A 19079-nucleotide genomic window follows, 5' to 3' on the forward strand; every position below is an offset into this window, starting at 1 on the left:
TTTCTGCGTCGAATACGCCGACTTTCTGGGAGTCCGTCGGTTGAACCACAGGCCGCTTGCCTGTCGAAAAAATCCGCTGTTATTCCGGTCGCTCGAACAACGCCATGGCCTCGACGTGTGCGGTTTGCGGGAACATGTCCAGCACGCCGGCCCGTTTCAGCCGATAACCCTGGCCGATCAACTCGGCTGCGTCGCGCGCCAGCGTCGCAGGGTTGCATGAAACATAGACCACACGCCTTGCGCCTAAAGTCGTCATCTGCCGCACCATTTCCAACGCGCCGTCGCGCGGCGGGTCGAGCAGCACCCCGGCAAAGCCGCCTTCGGCCCACTGCGCCTCGACAAGCGGCTTCGACAGGTCCGCTTGATAAAAGTGCATACCGTTCAGGCCGTTGTGCGCTGCATTGGTGCGTGCGCGCTCGACCATCTCCTCGCCCCCCTCCACCGCGACCACCTGCGCCCCGGCACGGGCCAGAGGCAGGGCGAAGTTGCCGAGCCCACAGAACAGATCCAGTACCCGCTCGCCCGCTTCGGGCGCCAGCCATTCCAGTGCCTGCACCACCATCGCCTCATTCACCGGGGCGTTGACCTGAACGAAATCACCGGGCCGCCAGGCCAGTTCCAGGTCCCACGCCGGCAGCCTGTAGCCCAGGGCATACGCGGTGTCCAACGGTTGCGGCGCGCCCTCGCCTTGCAGCCAGAGCTGTACGCTCTGTTCCTGTGCGAAGGCGGTCAGGCGCTGCAGATCCGCTTCGGCCAGCGCAACCGTATGGCGCACCAGCACGGCTTCGGCGGTGCCGCTGAACAGTTCCACATGGCCGATCGCCTGCGGCTTGTCCAGCGCATGCAACACGGCCAGCAAAGCCGGCAACAGCGTCTGCAAGGGCTGTACCAGCACAGGGCATTCATGAATGGCGACGATGTCCTGACTGGCGCTGGCACGGAAACCAACGTCCAGCCGCCGGGCCTTGTTGTCCCAGCGCACTGCCAGCCTGGCGCGCCGGCGATAACCGAACTCGGGCCCGCCCAGCGGTGCCGCCCATTCCTGCGGTTCGATTCCTGCCAGCCGCGACAACTGCTCGGCGAGGCTGCGCTGCTTCAGCGCCAGCTGCTCGGACGCCGGCAGGTGCTGCAGCGTGCAACCGCCGCAGACGCGCGCATGTGCGCAGGGCTCGATACGGCGCTGCGTGCTGGCGGTCAGCACCCGCTCGCTGCGCGCTTCGACGATCTGGCTGCGCGCCGTCAGGACACGCGCTTCGACGTCTTCGCCGGGCAAGGCTCCCTCGACGAACCAGGTGCGGCCGTCGACGAAAGCGATACCGCGACCGTCGTTGGCCAGCCGTTGCACGCTCAGCCGCTGCTTCTTGCCGGTCGGGATCTGCTGCTTCTTCTGGCCACCGCTGGGCTGGAAGCGCAAGCCGCCACTGCGTTTGGCCATCAGCAGGTTCCGCCTTGGGCCCGCGCGGTGCGATCAGTTGGGCTGGTCATAAACGCCCGTCGACAGATAGCGGTCGCCACGATCGCAGATGATCGCGACGATCACCGCATTCTCGACTTCCTGCGACAACCGCAGTGCAGCCGCCACCGCGCCGCCAGACGACACACCGCAAAAGATGCCTTCTTCGCGGGCCAGGCGGCGCATCACGCGCTCAGCCTCTTCCTGGGCCATGTCGACGATGCGGTCAACGCGCTCGGCCTGGTAGATCTTCGGCAGGTATTCCTGCGGCCAGCGGCGGATACCGGGGATCGACGCGCCCTCCATGGGTTGCAGGCCGATGATCTGGATCTCCGGGTTCTGCTCTTTGAGGTAGCGCGAAACGCCCATGATGGTGCCGGTGGTACCCATGGAACTGACGAAGTGAGTGATGCCGCCCTGGGTCTGCTGCCAGAGCTCGGGCCCGGTGCTGCTGTAATGCGCCTCGGGGTTGTCGCCGTTGGCAAACTGATCGAGCACTTTGCCACGGCCCTCAGCGGCCATTTTCACGGCAAGGTCACGGGCGCCTTCCATGCCTTCGTCCTTGCTCACCAGAATCAGCTCGGCGCCGTAGGCGGTCATCGCCGCCTTGCGTTCAGCACTGGAGTTATCAGGCATGATCAGAATGAATTTGTAGCCTTTGATTGCCGCGGCCATGGCCAGGGCGATGCCGGTATTGCCGGAAGTAGCCTCGATCAGCGTGTCGCCGGGCTTGATGTCGCCGCGTGCCTCGGCGCGCGCAATCATCGACAGAGCCGGGCGATCCTTCACCGAGCCGGCAGGATTGTTGCCTTCGAGCTTGACCAGAATGGTATTACTGGTTTCGCCGGGCAGACGCTGCAGGCGAACCAGTGGGGTGTTGCCGACGCAATCGGCGATGGTCGGGTACTGAATTGTCATGGCGTCGATGAACCGAGCGGCATTTGGGAAGGCGCACATGATACCGGCAACTATCGGACACGGGCAGACCGCTTGGCCTCGATCGACAATTGCCCACCGCCAGCTCCGTTAGCACCGCGGACTCAGCGGACGAAACGCTGAAGAAACGCAACGATCGGGCTTGGCAGATAGTTACCAGTGGTCTAGGTCTATAAGCAGCACTTCTAAACAGCGTTTCCCACAAGGAATCCCCCCATGTCCGTCAGACCTGACGCCCTGGTCTTCACGTTTCTCCTCACCAGCCTGACCGCCTGCACCAACCCGGACACGTCCAGCCAGACGCCGCCAGCCCCGGAGCGCGCCAGCGGTTACACCGCCAAGCCGGGCTGGGCCACCGAGCGCTTCGCCGTCGCTGCCGCCAACCCGCTGGCCACCGAGGCGGGCTACAGGATCCTCAAGGCCGGCGGCAGCGCGATGGATGCGGCCGTTGCCGTCCAGATGGTGCTGAGCCTGGTAGAGCCGCAGTCCAGCGGCCTCGGCGGCGGCGCCTTTCTGCTGTATTGGGATGGCGCGCATGTGACGGCATTGGACGGGCGCGAAACCGCCCCGGCGGCGGTCGACGAAACACTCTTCCTGAAGCCTGACGGCAAACCGATGGACTTCCAGCAGGCCGTCGTCGGCGGCCGCTCGGTGGGCGTTCCGGGCACCGTGAAAATGCTCGAACAGGCCCACCAGCAGTACGGCAAACTCCCCTGGCGGGAGCTGATGCAGCCGGCCATCCGTCTCGCCGAGGACGGTTTCGAAATCAGCCCGCGATTGCATGGACTGCTCGAGAGCGATCCGGCGCTGCGCGACAACCCGCCGGCGGCCGCGTTCTACTACCAGCCCGATGGGTCGCCGTGGCCGGTGGGCCATCGTCTGCGCAACCCGGCCCTGGCCCAGCTGCTGCGCAACATCGCCGAGCGCGGCAGCGATGCCTTCTACCGAGGCGCCAACGCCCAGGCGTTGGTCCGCCAGGTAAACGAGCACTACAACGCCGGCGCAATAACCCTCAGCGACCTGGAGGTCTACAAGCCGCGTCAGCGCGATCCGCTCTGCAACCTCTGGCGGCAGCGCTATCAGGTATGCGGTTTTCCGCCGCCCTCTTCCGGACACATCACGCAGATGCAGATCCTCGGCATCCTCGAGCAGCTGTCGCCGCTGCCGGCGCTAGACCAGGGCGTACCATCGGCCGAATTCCTACACCACTACACCGAAGCGTCGCGGCTGGCCTACGCGGACCGCGCCAAGTACCTGGCCGACCCCGATTTCGTACCGGTACCGGGGCGAACCTGGAACAGCATGCTCGCGCCCAAGTACCTCAAACAGCGCGCCGAGCTGATCAAGTCACGCAGCATGGGGACCGCCGAACCAGGTAACCCAGGCGAGATGCCCGTCACGTTCGCCTCCCAGCCCACGCAGCCGGAATACGGCACCAGCCATATCAGCATCGTCGATGAACAGGGCAATGCGCTGGCGATGACCACCACCATCGAACAGGCCTTCGGCTCACGCCTGCTCAACGACGGCGGTACCGGCTTGCCTGGCGGTTATCTATTGAACAACGAGCTCACGGATTTCTCTTTCGAGCCGCGTGACGCTCAGGGTCAGCCGATCGCCAACCGGGTCGAGCCGAACAAGCGCCCCCGTTCGAGCATGAGTCCGACGCTGGTATTCAATGCCGCTGGCGACCAGCTGCTCGCCAGCGTCGGCTCACCCGGCGGTGCGGCGATCATCCACTTCACGGCGAAGACCCTGCTGGGCATGTACGGTTGGGGGCTGGATGCGCAGCGGGCGATCGACCTGCCGAACTTCGGCAGTTTCAACGGGCCCACCGTGCTCGAAGCCGGACGTTTCCCTGAAGCCACGGTGGAGTCGCTTGAGGCCCGCGGGCATCAGGTCAACGAAGTCGAGATGACCAGCGGATTGCAGGCGATACAGCGCACCAGCAGCGGTTGGTTCGGCGGCGCCGACCCAAGGCGAGAAGGCGTGGTGATGGGCGAATAGCCCAGCCAAAAGCGGCGTTCAGCGCACCTCTGTGGGAGGCCCGACGTCGGGCCGAATGAGGTCGAGCACGCCTGACCGGATCACGCCTGACCCCGTGTTCGCGCCGAACCCATTCGCCGCGGGGGCGCGGCTCCCACAAAAGCGGCTTCCTGCGTCACTCTGTGGGAGGCCCGACCCCGGGCCGAATGATGTTGAGCACGCCTGATCACGCCGGCTCGGTGCGCGCGCCAACCCATTCGCCGCGGGGCGCGGCTCCCACAAAAGCGGCTTCCTGCGTCACCTCTGTGGGAGGCCCGACCCCGGGCCGAATGATGTTGAGCACGCCTGATCACGCCGGCTCGGTGCGCGCGCCAGCCCATTCGCCGCGGGGGCGCGGCTCCCACAATAGCGGCGTCCTGCGTCACCTCTGTGGGAGGCCCGACCCCGGGCCGAATGAGGTCGAGCAGCCCTGACCGGATCACGCCAGACCTCGAATTCGCGCCAACCGAATTCGCCGCGGGGGCGCGGCTCCCACAAAAGCGGCGTCCTGCGTCACCTCTGTGGGAGGCCCGACCTCGGGCCGAATGATGTTGAGCACGCCTGATCACGCCGGCTCGGTGCGCGCGCCAACCCATTCGCCACGGGGCGCGGCTCCCACAAGAGCGACGTCCTGCGTCACCTCGGTGGGAGGCCCGACCTCGGGCCGAATGATGTTGAGCACGCCTGATCGGATCGCCCCAGGCCTCGTATTCGCGCCGAACGAATTCGCCGCGGGGGCGCGGCTCCCACAAAAGCGACGTCCTGCGTCACCTCTGTGGGAGGCCCGACCCCGGGCCGAATGAGGTCGAGCAGCCCTGACCGGATCACGCCAGACCTCGAATTCGCGCCAACCGAATTCGCCGCGGGGGCGCGGCTCCCACAAAAGCGGCTTCCTGCGTCACTCTGTGGGAGGCCCGACCCCGGGCCGAATGATGTTGAGCACGCCTGATCACGCCGGCTCGGTGCGCGCGCCAACCCATTCGCCGCGGGGCGCGGCTCCCACAAAAGCGGCTTCCTGCGTCACCTCTGTGGGAGGCCCGACCCCGGGCCGAATGATGTTGAGCACGCCTGATCACGCCGGCTCGGTGCGCGCGCCAGCCCATTCGCCGCGGGGGCGCGGCTCCCACAATAGCGGCGTCCTGCGTCACCTCTGTGGGAGGCCCGACCTCGGGCCGAATGATGTTGAGCACGCCTGACCGGATCACGCCAGACCCCGTGTTCGCGCCGAACCCATTCGCCGCGGGGGCGCGGCTCCCACAAGAGCGGCTTCCTGCGTCACTCTGTGGGAGACCCGACCTAGGGGCGAATGATGTTGAGCACGCCTGATCAGATCACCCCAGGCCTCGAATTCGCGCCAAATGAATTCGCCGCGGGGGCGCGGCTCCCACAGAGCGACGTCCTGCGTCACCTCTGTGGGAGGCCCGACCCCGGGCCGAATGAGGTCGAGCAGCCCTGACCGGATCGCCCCAGGCCTCGTATTCGCGCCGACCCCATTCGCCGCGGGGGCGCGGCTCCCACAAGAGCGGCGTCCTGCGTCACTCTGTGGGAGGCCCGACCCCGGGCCGAATTGATGTTGAGCACGCCTGATCAGATCACGCCGGCCCGGTGCGCGCGCCAACCCATTCGCCGCGGGGGCGCGGCTCCCACAAGAGCGGCTTCCTGCGTCACTCTGCGGGAGGCCCGACCTCGGGCCGAATGAGGGGTCGACGACGTCGCGCTAGACGACGCGAGCCTCTACTTCCAGGCGTTCGATGGCGCTGTCGAGCTCATCCAGCGCCTGCGCAGCGCTCGGATGGTTCTGCTTCAGCAGGGTTTCACTGCGCTCGCAGGCCGCCCGCAACTGCGGAACGCCGCAATAACGGGTGGCGCCGTGCAAACGGTGCACCCGATCGATCATGGCCTGCCGATCATTAGAAAGACGCGCCTCGCGAATCACCTGCCGATCGTCCTCCAACGATGCCAGCAGCATGCTCAGCATATCTGCCGCCAGATCGGCCTTGCCCGCCGCCAGGCGCAGCCCCTCTTCCGCGTCCAGCACCTTCAGGTTGTTTTCCGGTAGTAGCACTTCCACCGGCACGGCCAGGAAGCTGCGCGACAGCGGCAAGCCGGTCCACTTCAATACCACCTGGGCCAGTTGCCGCTCGCTGATCGGCTTGGTCAGGTAATCGTCCAACCCACTCTGCAACAGCGAGCGCTTTTCATTGGATAGCGCATGCGCGGTGAGCGCGATGATCGGCATCGGCGGTTGACCGCTATCACCCTCCCAGCGGCGAATCGCCTCAGTGGTCTGGCGTCCGTCCATGCCGGGCATCTGTACATCCATGAACACCATATCGAAGGACTTGTGCTTGACCGCCTCCAGTGCCTCCGGCCCACTGCTCACCGCTTCGACTTCGCCGCCCATATCAATCAGCAGGGTTTCCAGCAGCAACAGGTTGGCCGGGTTGTCATCGACGCACAGGACGCGAGGCGGACGCGTATCGGGCAGCGCCAGGCTCTCGGGCAGCGTCTGTGGCGGGCGCAGCAGATCGAGCAGCACCCGCTGCAGCTTGCGGGTGCACGCCGGCTTGCTCTGTAGCTGGGTATGTGTGTGCGACTCGGGCAGGGCTTCGTGATACTGCGCCTGCTCGCTGGTCGGGCAAAGCACGATGCACTTGCAGCCTAGCGCTTCGAATTCCCACAGCCGCTGACAGAGCTGCTGCGGTGCGATTTCACGATGCGCCACGCCGAGCACGGCAATTTCGATCGGCGTCTCACTCGCCTGCGCCGCAGCCACCGCCTCTTGCAATTGGTCAAGCGTATCGAACGGCAACACTTCCAAGCCGCAGCTTTCCAGCTGATGTTGCAAGGCCTGACGCGCCAGCGGATGTCCCTCCAGCAAGCCGACCGTGCGCCCCAACAGCGCCGCCCGAGGCAGATCCTCGATATCATCGCGGGCTTTGGGCAGGCTCAGGCTGAGCCAGAATTCAGAGCCCTCATCCGGAATGCTGTCGACCCCGATCTCGCCGCCCATCTGCTCGATCAGGCGCTTGGAAATCACCAGCCCGAGCCCCGTACCTCCGGGCTGGCGTGACAACGAGTTATCCGCCTGACTGAAGGCCTGGAACAAGGCGCGCAGGTCCCGGTCGGTCAGGCCGATACCGGTGTCCTGCACGCTGATACGCAGTTGCGCGCGATCCGAGCGCTCGTCCTCGACCATGGCACGGACCACCACGGTGCCTTCGTTGGTGAACTTGATGGCGTTGCTGACCAGGTTGGTCAGCACCTGCTTGAGCCGCAGCGGGTCGCCGACGAGCGACAGCGGCGTGTCGCGATAGACCAGGCTGACCAACTCCAGATGCTTGGAGTGCGCCGCCGGGCCGAGAATGGTCAGGGTGTCCTCGATGAGGTCGCGCAAGTTGAACGGGATGCTGTCGAGTACCAGCTTGCCGGCCTCTATCTTGGAGAAGTCGAGGATCTCGTTGATGATTCCCAGCAGGCTGTCGGCGGATTTCTCGATGGTCGATAGATAGTCCTGCTGACGCGGCGTGAGATCGCTCTTCTGCAGCAGATGGGTGAAGCCGAGGATGCCATTGAGCGGGGTGCGGATCTCGTGGCTCATGTTGGCGAGGAATTCGGATTTGATCCGACTGGCTTCCAGCGCCTCCTTGCGTGCCAGGTCCAGTTCGATGTTCTGAATCTCGATGGTTTCGAGGTTCTGCTGCACGTCCTCGGTGGCCTGATCGATGCTCTGTTGCAGCTCCTCACGCGCACTGAGCAACGCCTCGGCCATCCGATTGATGCCCGCCGCGACCTCATCCATTTCGTGGCTGCCGAGCGGTGGCAGCCGGGTTTCCAGATAGCCGTCCTTGAGCTGCGCCACCGCTACCTTGACCTTGTGCAGCGGCTTGCTGATCGCGGTACTCATGCGCAACGCCAGCAGCGCGGTGATGATCAGCCCGGCGCCGATCAATAGCAGGCTGGTGAACAGGCTGCGATAACCGCGCAGCAACGTGCCCTGGTGCGACAGTTCCAGTTCCAGCCAGCCGATCTGACGGAGATCGTCGTTGGGATTGTCCGTGGCGAGGTTCAGATGCTTGCCGAGCACAGGCAGGAGGATGCGTGTGGTGTCGACGCTGCTGACCTGGGTGAGGGCCTCAGGATCGCTCGGCGGCGAGGGGGTGATCATGTTCGGCCCTGCGTGGGCCTGCAGGTTGCGGTCGAGATCCAGGACGGACACCGCCCGCACGTCGGGCTGATCCAGCACCTGTTGGAGGATCCGCTCCAGACGCTTGCCATAGCCCTGAGCCATGGCAGGCGCCGCCAGAGGCGCCAGTTGCTCGGCAATCAGCTCGCCGCGCTCGTCGAGCTGGTGACGCATCTCCGCCAACTGCATCCATGTGAAGTACACGCCAAGCGCCACGGCCAGCGCCGTGCTGGGCAGCAATATCAGCACCAGCACGCGACTCTTTATTCCTAGGTCTTTAAGCACGGATCCATTCCCCTGGTTGCCAGGCCGCTAGTGTAGCGGCTCGCAGAAAGGGAATCTGCCTAGCTGATCCTTCTAGCGACGGGGAGCGAGCAACCAATGGATCAGCGCCGGGCAGTTTGCCGCTGCTCAGTCCAAGCCGCGGATATCGCGCCCCTGGAAGCCGGGAAGCTGCCACTCAAAGGTCATCGCCAGCACTCGGAACAGAAAGCCGGCACAAAGCGTGGCGAGCGAGGCGATGGTGTTGTCGACGCCCAGCCACAACAGCGCGACGTAGAGCACACCGGTGAACAGCGCCACCGTGGCATACAGCTCGCGCCGCAGCACCATCGGCACCCTGTTGCAGAGGATGTCGCGCAGCAGCCCGCCAAACACGCCGGTGATCACGCCGGCCAGCACGACGATCGAAAGGTGCGCGCCCACCTCCATCGCCACACCGCAGCCGATTACCGTGAACGCCACCAGGCCCAATCCGTCAACCAGCAGAAACACCTGCCGCAGGTGATGCATGTGCCGCGCCACCATGGCGGTAACGATGGCCGCACTGACGGTGAAACCGAGGTACTCGGGATTGGCAATCCAACTGATTGGATAGTGTCCCAGCAGCACATCGCGCGCGGTCCCGCCACCCAGCGCGGTGACCGTTCCCAGCATGCAGATGCCGAACAGATCCATTCCACGGCGCATGCCCATGATGGCGCCGGACATGGCTTCGGCGGTAATCGCGATGAGATAGATGATGTGCAACAAGGTCACGGCTCGACTCCAAAGGGTGCGGAACGCTGAAAGGCGCGCAATTATGGAGCACACTCCGGTTAGATCGGCGTAGCTAAGTAAATTTAGGCTATACGAATATTTTCTTAATCAGAGGGCCAGCGCGTGAATCTCGATCCCAAGCAGACCGAAGCCTTTCGCGCCGTCATCAAGACCGGCAGCTTCGAACAGGCAGCGCTGCGCCTGCACCTGACGCCGCCGGCGATTTCGCAACGTGTACGCGCCCTGGAAAGCGCGCTGGGTAACGCACTGGTGGTGCGCAGCCGGCCCTGCCGCCCTACCGAAATCGGTCAGAGGCTGATGCAGTACCTCAAGCGCGCCTCGCTGCTCGAAGCCGACCTGATGGCGGACCTGGCCGAACGCAGCGATGCCCCCTTGGTGGTGGTCGCCGCACTCAACGCCGATAGCCTTGGCACCTGGTTCTTCCCGGCGCTAGCCAAGGTACTGATTCGCGAGCGGGTGCTCTTGGACCTGACCATCGAAGACCAGGATCACACCTACAACCTGCTGGAAACCGGCCTGGCGATCGGCTGCATCAGCACCGAACCCAAACCGATGCGCGGCTGCACGGCAAGCCCGCTGGGCAGCATGCGCTATCGCCTGGTGGCGTCCGCTACATTCCGCCAGCAATACTTCGCCCATGGCCTGACCCGCCATGCCGCGCGCAAGGCGCCGGTGGTGGCGTACACGAGCAAGGACCGACTCACTTCCTCCTTCCTGCTGCGCCAGCTGGGGCTTCCCGAAGGCGCCTATCCCAGCCACTACGTACCCGGCGCCGAGCCACGCTTCCATGCGATCCGCTGCGGGCTGGGCTATGGCATGGTGCCGGAACTGCTGTTGCACGATGCACTGGCGCAAGGTGCGGTAGTCGACCTGGCCGCGGATACGCCGTTGGATATTTCGCTGTACTGGCACACCTGGAAGGTGCAATCGCCGCGGATGGAAAACCTCTCGCGGCAGATCATCGAGGCCGCGCCCAGGATCCTTGCGCGACCCACCGAATAGCCCGCCAAGCGCATCGGGCCTGCGTTCACAGCATCGGTTGAGGCACACTAGCGACCATGAATCGACCTCCGCAACATCCCGCTTGCTGCTCGCCGTTGCAGGATCACTGGCCGCTGCCACGCGCCCTTCCCGGCGTGCGGTTGCTCAGTACCCGCTTCGATCCCGACCGGCTCGACCCCGAAGACTTCCAGCGCTGGGGCCTTCCCGCCATGCGCGCGGTGAGCAAGCGCCAGACCGAGTTTCTCGCCGGTCGCATCTGTGCCCACGAGGCCTTGCGCAGAGTCACCGGCGTGGCGGCGATTCCCGAGATTGCACAGGACCGCTCGCCCATCTGGCCGACCGACGTGGTCGGCTCCATCACCCATGGCGCCGGCTGGGCCGCGGTGGTCGCGGCACGAAGCGATCAGTGGCGCGGCCTGGGCCTCGATGTGGAAAAATTGCTGCCAACAGCACGCGCTGACCGCCTGGCGGAAGAAATCCTCACCCCGCTGGAACTGGAAGCCTGCACCGGGCTCGACGATGCACAGCGAGCCTTGCGAGTGACCCTGACCTTCTCGATAAAGGAGAGCCTGTTCAAGGCACTCTACCCACTGGTGAAGACGCGCTTCTACTTCCACGAAGCCGAACTGATCCATCAGGGCACCGATGGGCATGCTCGCTTGCGCCTGCTCAACGATCTGTCTGAAGAATGGAAGACCGGCACCGAGCTGGAGGGCCAGTTCGCGCAGTTCGAGGATTACCTGCTCAGTTTGGTCAGCATTCCGGTCTGACCGCTTTCGAGCAAGGCAATGATGGCGCTTGCGGCTCGATGAGATTGATCCACGCAGGATGGGTCTATGACCGCGCCGGGCGCCGTGAATCCGTCTGTTTCCGTGGCCACACCAGGCTGAAGCGCGCACCACCCAGCTCACTGTGGGCGATCTGCGAGCGGCCGCCGTGCCAGTAGGAAATCCGCCTTACGATGGACAACCCCAGGCCATGTCCGCCGGAGGCGCGCGTGCGGCTATCGTCCAGGCGCAGGAACGGCGCGAACACCTTTTCCCACGCCTCTTCCGGCACGCCCGGTCCATCATCGTCGACCATCAGCTGCGCCCGCTCGGCATCGAGCACGAAACTCACCTGGACCCGTGTTTCGGCATGACGCATGGCGTTGGTGATCAGGTTGCTCAAGGCGCGGCGCAGGTAGTGCGGTTCGGCCTCGACGACGCTGCTGCCATCATCGGCCGGCACGCAGGGCCCACGCTCGACCCGAACATCCGCGCGCAACGGTGCCAGCTCACCGATCACTTGATCGACCAAGGCCTCGAGGTCGACCGCTTTGAAGGTGAGCTCCGGCGAACCGCGCTCCAGACGCGTATACACCAGCATTTCGTCCACCAGCCGGTCGAGGTCATCGATGTCGCCGTCCATGCCTTCCAGGTACTTGGTCCGCGCCTCTGGCTTCTGGGCCGAGCCGGCCATTTCCAGCCCGAAGCGCAGACGCGCGACCGGCGTGCGCAGCTCATGGGCCACTGCGCTGACCATCTCCCGCTGCACCGCCAGCAAGCGCTGCAGATGGCTGGCCATGCCGTTGAACGCCTTCGCCAGTCGTCCGACCGAATCGGTGCCGGCGTCCGGCACGCGGGCCTCCAGATGGCCACTGGCAATGCGCGTGGCGGCGCTTTCCACCTCGCGCAGACGCTGTTCCAGATGACGCACCAGCAGATAGACCGTTAACCCGATCAATGACAGGCCAAGCACACCGATCAATACCAGCAGCTCGGGCGGATAGGGATTCATCTGATGCAACGGCCCCAGCGCCATGATCCAGGACGTCCCGGCGATCGCTGCGAACACCCGGATGGCCTCGCCACCACCGACCAACGCCATCACCGTGTCACCCTCATCGAGCCGGCGGCGCTGATCGTCATCGAGGCTGGCACTGTCGCGGGTGAGCAGTTCCAGATCATAACCAAAGCCGCGCGCCTGCTTGAGTTCGGCCAGACGCCGAGGTTGCTCGGCTTCGGGATAGCGAATCAGCTCGTCGATCAGCAGGTAGATGGTGGCGCGCGCCAACTGCTCGCTGAGCTGCTCCACCTCACCGGTCAGGGCCAGATGATCCTCGGCGCTGACCAGCGAAAAGATCGTCACGCTGTTCGGCCGGATCTGCTCGACTAGCACCTGCCCGTTCAGCAGCCGCGCTTCCAGGCGACTCTCCAGACGGATGTCTTCCAGCGTACGCACGCGCAGCGGAATTCCCAGCAAGCGCCCCCAGAGATTGGCCGCCTGGCGCCGCTCGATGGGCGTCATGTTGCTCATGTTGTGCGCCATCAGGCGAAAGGTGCCACTGGCGAGCGCCTCGCGATGCTTATCGGCGCGCACCTCGTTGAGCAGATGCAGGCCGCCGGCGCCCAGCAGTCCGACCAGCACCAGGACGGCGAGCATGCCGCCGTAGATGCGCAGGAAGATGGAGTTCACTGCAGCGCTTCAGCCGCTTCGGAGACGAACAGGTAGCCCTTGCCGCGCACTGTCTTGATCAAGCGGGGATGATCGGGATCATCACCGATCTTGGGGCGGATTCGCGAAATGCGAACGTCGATCGAACGATCCTGGCCGTCGTATTCGATGCCGCGCAGCTCGGCGAAGATCTGCTCGCGGGACATGATCCGCCCGGGGTTGGAACTGAGCAGCCACAACAGGTCGAACTCTGCCCCGGTCAGCTCGATCCCCTCGCCTCGCAGCCAGGCCTCGCGCAGCGCGCTGTCGACCACCAGCGGGCCGTACTGGATACGCTTGGTACCGCTGGCAGGCGTGGCATCGGTACCCTCGCGCCGGCGCAGCAATGCTCGGATACGCGCCAGCAACAGCCGCGGGCGCACCGGTTTGCAAACATAATCATCAGCGCCGATCTCGAGTCCCAGCACCTGATCGAGGTCGTCGGCACGGGCCGTCAGCATCAGAATCGGGCCGTCGTAGCGATCACGCACCTTACGGCAGATCGACAGCCCGTCTTCACCTGGCAACATCAGGTCGAGCACCACCAGATCGGGCCGCTCGGCGATGATGCGTTCGGCCGCCAGAGCGCCGTTCGCTTCGATCGACACCTGCATGCCATTACTTTCCAGATACTCACGGGTCAGCTCTGCCAACCGCTGGTCATCTTCGACGATGAGAATTCGCCAAGCTTCCTGATCCATTCGCGCCTCCGCACAGCATCGCCACGCCCAACGAGGGGGCGCGCCATTGTACTCAAGCCCGGCCGTCAGACGAGCCTCATGAAAGGGCTTGCAATAAACACAACATATAGTGTTAGCCGCTTTGTCGAGAGCAGCCCGCAAGGCCTTGAAAACTCTTGGTAGTTCGTCGGATGCGGCGCAAGCCTTTGCCCGTGCGGGCTGGCCGCGTGCCAGCGCTTTTCACCCACAAACCACCCACATGTTATCCACAGGTTGTTCCTCTTGAACGCCTTGCGTTGCCCCAAAACCGGCACTATCGTGTCGTCCTTGGACGCCAGAACCCTACATATGGGGTTAAAAGCGCCGCACAGACACAAACGCCGAAAAAAGCAAGCAAAATAATTCGCTCTGATTTTTGACCGGTTCGCGCCCGCGCCGAGCGCAATGGATCGATGCCGCAGGCCGCGCGCCTGCGGAGCCCAACGTTGATTTCGCTCAAGACCAGCAGTAGCGCACGCGCCAAGTGCATCACACTACATGTTGTGTTTTGAGGTTGTGAACTTCACAACGCCTGACTATGCTTCGGGACATTCGATTCGCCACCTCCAGTGCTGGATCGTTACCCCTTATCGAGACACCCATGCGCCGGTTCGCCGGGGCATGGTTCATGCAAGAAACAAGCAGTACCCGACAGGGCCGCCCATGAAGCCGGCCTGCCACCAAACGTGCACCGAGACAGAGAGAATCCGGAGACCCCATGCAGAACGAGTCCATTCGCGAGAACCCGCAGGCAGCCGACAGCACGCTGGACCTGGCCGCTACTGCGCCGGGCCAGCTGCGCGTGATCAAGCGCAACGGTACAGTCGTCCCCTACACCGATGACAAAATCACCGTCGCCATCACCAAGGCGTTTCTCGCAGTGGAAGGCAACAATGCCTCCGCCTCGTCGCGCATCCACGACACCGTCGCGCGCCTGACCGAACAGGTCACCGCCACCTTCAAGCGCCGCATGCCTTCGGGCGGCACCATCCACATCGAAGAGATCCAGGACCAGGTCGAACTGGCCCTGATGCGTTCCGGCGAGCAGAAAGTCGCCCGCGACTATGTGATCTATCGCGAATCCCGTAGCCAGGAGCGCAAGCGCGGCGCAGTCGACGCACCGGTCGACGCCCATCCGAGCATCCGCATCAAGCGTGCCGACGGCAGCCTGTCGCCGCTGGACCTGGGCCGCCTGAACACCATCATCAGCGAAGCCTGCGAAGGCCTCGAAGAAGTCGATGGCGCACTGATCCAGAAAGAAACCCTGAAGAACCTCTACGACGGCGTCGAGCAGACCGACGTCAACACCGCCCTGGTGATGACCGCCCGCACCCTGGTAGAGCGCGAGCCGAACTACTCCTACGTCACCGCACGCCTGCTGATGGACACCCTGCGCGCCGAAGCCCTGAGCTTCCTGGACGTCGCCGAGGCCGCCACCCATCACGAAATGGCCGACATCTACGCCAAGGCGCTGCCGGCTTACGTGGAAAAGGGTGTGGAATTCGAGCTGCTCGACCCGCGCCTGAAGGAATACGACCTGGCCAAGCTGGGCGCCGCGATCAACCACGAGCAGGACCAGCAGTTCACCTACCTCGGCCTGCAGACTCTCTACGACCGCTACTTCATCCATAAGGATGGCGTGCGTTTCGAGCTGCCGCAGATCTTCTTTATGCGCGTCGCCATGGGCCTGGCCATCGAAGAAGAAAACCGCGAAGCCCGCGCCATCGAGTTCTACAACCTGCTGTCGTCCTTCGACTACATGGCCTCCACGCCGACCCTGTTCAACGCCGGCACCCTGCGTCCGCAGCTGTCGTCGTGCTACCTGACCACCGTGCCGGACGATCTGGGCGGCATCTACGACGCCATCCGCGATAACGCCCTGCTCTCCAAGTTCGCCGGCGGCCTGGGGAACGACTGGACCCCGGTGCGCGCACTCGGCGCCTACATCAAGGGCACCAACGGCAAATCCCAGGGCGTCGTGCCCTTCCTGAAAGTGGTCAACGACACCGCCGTTGCGGTCAACCAGGGCGGCAAGCGCAAGGGTGCGGTCTGCGCCTACCTGGAAACCTGGCACCTGGACATCGAGGAATTCCTCGAGCTGCGCAAGAACACCGGTGACGACCGTCGCCGTACCCACGACATGAACACCGCCAACTGGATTCCGGACCTGTTCATGAAGCGCGTCTTCGACGACGGCAAGTGGACGCTGTTCTCGCCAAGCGAAGTACCCGATCTGCACGACCTCACCGGCAAGGCCTTCGAGGAGCGTTACGAGTACTACGAAGCCCTGATCGAATACGGCAAGATCAAGAACTACAAGACCCTGCAGGCCAAAGACCTGTGGCGCAAGATGCTTTCCATGCTGTTCGAAACCGGCCATCCATGGCTGACCTTCAAGGACCCGTGCAACCTGCGCAGCCCGCAGCAGCACGTCGGCGTGGTGCACAGCTCCAACCTCTGCACCGAGATTACGCTCAACACCAACAAGGACGAGATCGCCGTCTGCAACCTGGGCTCGGTCAACCTGCCGAACCACATCGTCGACGGCAAGCTGGACACCGCCAAGCTGGAGCGCACCGTGCGCACCGCCGTGCGGATGCTCGATAACGTCATCGACATCAACTACTACTCGGTGCCGCAGGCGCGTAACTCCAACTTCAAGCACCGCCCGGTGGGCCTGGGCATCATGGGCTTCCAGGACGCGCTGTACCTGCAGCACATCCCCTACGGCTCCGATGCCGCCATCGACTTCGCCGACAAGTCCATGGAAGCGGTCAGCTACTACGCCATCCAGGCCTCCTGTGACCTGGCCGACGAGCGCGGCGCCTACGAAACCTTCCAGGGTTCGCTGTGGAGCCAGGGCATCCTGCCGCTGGATTCGCAGCAGATCCTCATCGAAGCGCGTGGCCAGAAGTACATCGACGTCGACCTGACCGAGTCCCTGGACTGGGCCCCGGTACGTGCCCGCGTCAAGAACGGCATCCGTAACTCGAACATCATGGCCATCGCGCCGACCGCGACCATCGCCAACATCACCGGCGTGTCGCAGTCCATCGAGCCGACCTACCAGAACCTGTACGTGAAATCGAACCTCTCGGGCGAGTTCACCGTGATCAACCCCTACCTGGTTCGCGACCTCAAGGCGCGTGGCTTGTGGGATGCAGTCATGATCAACGACCTCAAGTACTACGACGGTTCCGTGCAGCAGATCGAGCGCATCCCGCAGGAGTTGAAAGACCTCTACGCGACCGCCTTCGAAGTGGAAACCAAGTGGATCGTCGACGCCGCCAGCCGCCGCCAGAAGTGGATTGATCAGGCCCAGTCGCTGAACCTCTACATCGCCGGCGCCAGCGGTAAGAAGCTGGACGTGACCTACCGCATGGCCTGGTACCGTGGCCTGAAAACCACCTACTACCTCCGTGCCCTGGCCGCGACCAGCACCGAGAAGTCCACCGTCAACACCGGCAAGCTCAACGCCGTGTCCAGCGGTGGCAACGGCAGCGCCAGCACTGCTCCGGTGAAAGCTGCGCCAGCTCCAGAAATGGCCGCAGGCCCAGCACCGGTGCCGAAGGCCTGTGCCATTGATGAGCCAGACTGCGAAGCCTGCCAATAAGGAGCCTGGCTGACGCACGAATCTGAGCGGACCGCGCGTTGTTGTCCGCCAAGCCGGCCCTCATCACGTACAGCTGTACGCTCAGGGGCTCCGACTTGGCAGACGCCTAGCGCTGCCTCGCTCAGCTTCGCGCTCACACAGAGCTGCGCTGATAAGCGCTACTCCGGGGCAACGTAACTCGTAGGGTGGATGCCGCCTTTTGCATCCACCGATGGGCACCACTCCGCTGCCCACAGACACAACACATTCCGCGCTTTTGCGTGCACAACCAAAAGCCACCCAATATTTTCGACCGGCCATGACCGGTCCCCAATCAGGAGAAACCGCCATGCTGAGCTGGGACGAATTCGACGAAGAAGAAACCACCACCGCCACCGCGCAGGCCGCCCCGCAAGCCGCTGCCGCAAAGACTGAATCTCCCGCCAAGCTCGACCAGGACGCTGCCGGCTCCGTCGAAGAAGCCCGTGCCGTCGCCTCTGACGACTCCGCAGCCGTCGCCCGCGCTAAGAAAGCCCTGGACGACCTCGACATCCAGGAAGGCCTCGACGAACTCGAAGGCGAATCCGCCCGCGTTCACGTCGGCGACAAGCAGATGATCAACGCCCGCGCCGACCTCAACCAGCTCGTACCCTTCAAGTACGACTGGGCCTGGCAGAAGTATCTGGATGGTTGCGCCAACCACTGGATGCCGCAGGAAGTGAACATGAACGCCGACATCGCCCTGTGGAAGACGCCGGACGGCCTCTCCGAGGACGAGCGTCGCATCGTCAAGCGCAACCTTGGCTTCTTCTCCACCGCCGACAGCCTGGTCGCCAACAACCTCGTGCTGGCCGTGTACCGCCTGATCACCAACCCCGAGTGCCGCCAGTACATCCTGCGCCAGGCCTTCGAAGAGGCGATCCACACCCACGCCTACCAGTACTGCATCGAATCGCTGGGCATGGATGAAGGCGAGATCTTCAACATGTACCACGAGATCCCGAGCGTCGCGAAGAAAGCCTCCTGGGGGCTCAAGTACACCCGCTCCATCTCCGACCCGACCTTCCAGACCGGCACCGTCGAGACGGATAAAGAATTCCTGCGCAACCTCATCGCCTACTACTGCGTACTGGAAGGCATCTTCTTCTACTGCGGCTTCACCCAGATCCTCTCTATGGGCCGCCGCAACAAGATGACCGGCACCGCCGAGCAGTTTCAATACATCCTGCGCGACGAGTCCATGCACCTGAACTTCGGCATCGACGTGATCAACCAGATCAAGATCGAAAACCCGCACCTGTGGGACGCCGCCATGAAGGACGAAGCAACCCAGATGATCCTCCAGGGCACCCAACTGGAAATCGAATACGCCCGCGACACCATGCCCCGCGGCGTCCTCGGCATGAACGCCGCGATGATGGAGGACTACCTCAAATTCATCGCCAACCGCCGCCTGACGCAGATCGGCCTGAAGGAAGAGTACCCAGGCACCACCAACCCGTTCCCGTGGATGAGCGAGATCATGGACTTGAAGAAGGAGAAGAACTTCTTTGAGACGCGGGTTATTGAGTATCAGACGGGTGGGGCTTTGAGCTGGGATTGAATTGATACTACTTTTAAAAAGCGGCCACT

11 protein-coding genes are annotated in these 19079 nt (G+C 63.9%); 5 read left to right on the forward strand and 6 right to left on the reverse strand.

Translation table 11 applies throughout. The features are described 5' to 3' along the window. Positions 1-79: 79 nt before the first annotated feature. Both rlmD and cysM read right to left on the reverse strand, forming a co-directional pair. Entirely contained in the window at positions 80-1435 is a 1356-nt protein-coding gene (gene rlmD, locus ACL0K2_RS05960) for a 23S rRNA (uracil(1939)-C(5))-methyltransferase RlmD (RefSeq protein ID WP_413044007.1), read from the reverse strand. Between the two features lie 33 nt (positions 1436-1468). After that, positions 1469-2371 (reverse strand): cysteine synthase CysM, encoded by a 903-nt coding sequence (gene cysM / locus ACL0K2_RS05965; protein WP_045162795.1) that lies wholly within the window; start codon positions 2369-2371, stop codon positions 1469-1471. Positions 2372-2605: 234 nt separating this feature from the next. On the opposite strand from cysM, the gene ggt reads away from it, so the two are divergent. After that, a complete protein-coding gene (ggt, locus tag ACL0K2_RS05970) occupies positions 2606-4396 on the forward strand; it encodes a gamma-glutamyltransferase (protein ID WP_413044008.1) in 1791 nt (596 codons plus the stop codon). Positions 4397-6131: 1735 nt separating this feature from the next. On the opposite strand, the gene ACL0K2_RS05975 is transcribed toward ggt, so the two are convergent. Further along, positions 6132-8885 carry a response regulator gene (locus ACL0K2_RS05975; RefSeq protein ID WP_413044009.1) on the reverse strand — a complete coding sequence of 918 codons (2754 nt, stop codon included), beginning with the start codon at positions 8883-8885 and terminating at the stop codon, positions 6132-6134. A 126-nt stretch (positions 8886-9011) separates the two neighbouring features. Next, entirely contained in the window at positions 9012-9638 is a 627-nt protein-coding gene (locus ACL0K2_RS05980) for a trimeric intracellular cation channel family protein (protein ID WP_413044010.1), read from the reverse strand. A gap of 123 nt (positions 9639-9761) precedes the next feature. Here ACL0K2_RS05980 and ACL0K2_RS05985 point away from each other — a divergent pair, with 123 nt between their 5' ends. Next, entirely contained in the window at positions 9762-10661 is a 900-nt protein-coding gene (locus ACL0K2_RS05985) for an HTH-type transcriptional regulator ArgP (protein ID WP_045162964.1), read from the forward strand. 56 nt (positions 10662-10717) lie between these two features. Further along, on the forward strand, positions 10718-11431 hold the full coding sequence (locus ACL0K2_RS05990; protein ID WP_413044011.1) for a 4'-phosphopantetheinyl transferase family protein: 714 nt from the start codon (positions 10718-10720) through the stop codon (positions 11429-11431). A 64-nt stretch (positions 11432-11495) separates the two neighbouring features. Here the strand turns inward: ACL0K2_RS05990 and ACL0K2_RS05995 are convergent, their stop codons facing one another. After that, positions 11496-13118 (reverse strand): ATP-binding protein, encoded by a 1623-nt coding sequence (locus ACL0K2_RS05995; protein WP_413044012.1) that lies wholly within the window; start codon positions 13116-13118, stop codon positions 11496-11498. Next, the gene (locus ACL0K2_RS06000; RefSeq protein ID WP_045162967.1) at positions 13115-13837 is read right to left on the reverse strand and encodes a winged helix-turn-helix domain-containing protein; all 723 of its coding nucleotides are present in this window, start codon (positions 13835-13837) and stop codon (positions 13115-13117) included. The genes ACL0K2_RS05995 and ACL0K2_RS06000 overlap by 4 nt, the downstream gene beginning before the upstream one ends. A gap of 736 nt (positions 13838-14573) precedes the next feature. Here ACL0K2_RS06000 and ACL0K2_RS06005 point away from each other — a divergent pair. Beyond that, positions 14574-17468: a ribonucleoside-diphosphate reductase subunit alpha gene (locus tag ACL0K2_RS06005; protein ID WP_413044013.1), complete on the forward strand. Its 2895-nt coding sequence runs from the start codon at positions 14574-14576 to the stop codon at positions 17466-17468. Between the two features lie 328 nt (positions 17469-17796). Next, complete coding sequence (locus ACL0K2_RS06010) at positions 17797-19050, forward strand: ribonucleotide-diphosphate reductase subunit beta (protein WP_413044445.1); 1254 nt, start codon at positions 17797-17799, stop codon at positions 19048-19050. Positions 19051-19079: the final 29 nt, after the last annotated feature.

Origin of the sequence: Pseudomonas sp. YJ42 (genome assembly GCF_047225135.1) — a bacterium.
In the GTDB taxonomy this organism is placed as follows: Bacteria; Pseudomonadota; Gammaproteobacteria; order Pseudomonadales; family Pseudomonadaceae; genus Stutzerimonas; species Stutzerimonas stutzeri_E.

Bases quoted from the DNA above. Each gene is read 5' to 3' on its own strand.
- ACL0K2_RS05990 (WP_413044011.1), top strand. From the start codon at position 10,718: ATGAATCGACCTCCGCAACATCCCGCTTGCTGCTCGCCGTTGCAGGAT.
- ggt (WP_413044008.1), top strand. From the start codon at position 2,606: ATGTCCGTCAGACCTGACGCCCTGGTCTTCACGTTTCTCCTCACCAGC.
- ACL0K2_RS06000 (WP_045162967.1), bottom strand. From the start codon at position 13,837: ATGGATCAGGAAGCTTGGCGAATTCTCATCGTCGAAGATGACCAGCGG.
- ACL0K2_RS06005 (WP_413044013.1), top strand. From the start codon at position 14,574: ATGCAGAACGAGTCCATTCGCGAGAACCCGCAGGCAGCCGACAGCACG.
- ACL0K2_RS06010 (WP_413044445.1), top strand. From the start codon at position 17,797: ATGCTGAGCTGGGACGAATTCGACGAAGAAGAAACCACCACCGCCACC.
- rlmD (WP_413044007.1), bottom strand. From the start codon at position 1,435: ATGGCCAAACGCAGTGGCGGCTTGCGCTTCCAGCCCAGCGGTGGCCAG.
- cysM (WP_045162795.1), bottom strand. From the start codon at position 2,371: ATGACAATTCAGTACCCGACCATCGCCGATTGCGTCGGCAACACCCCA.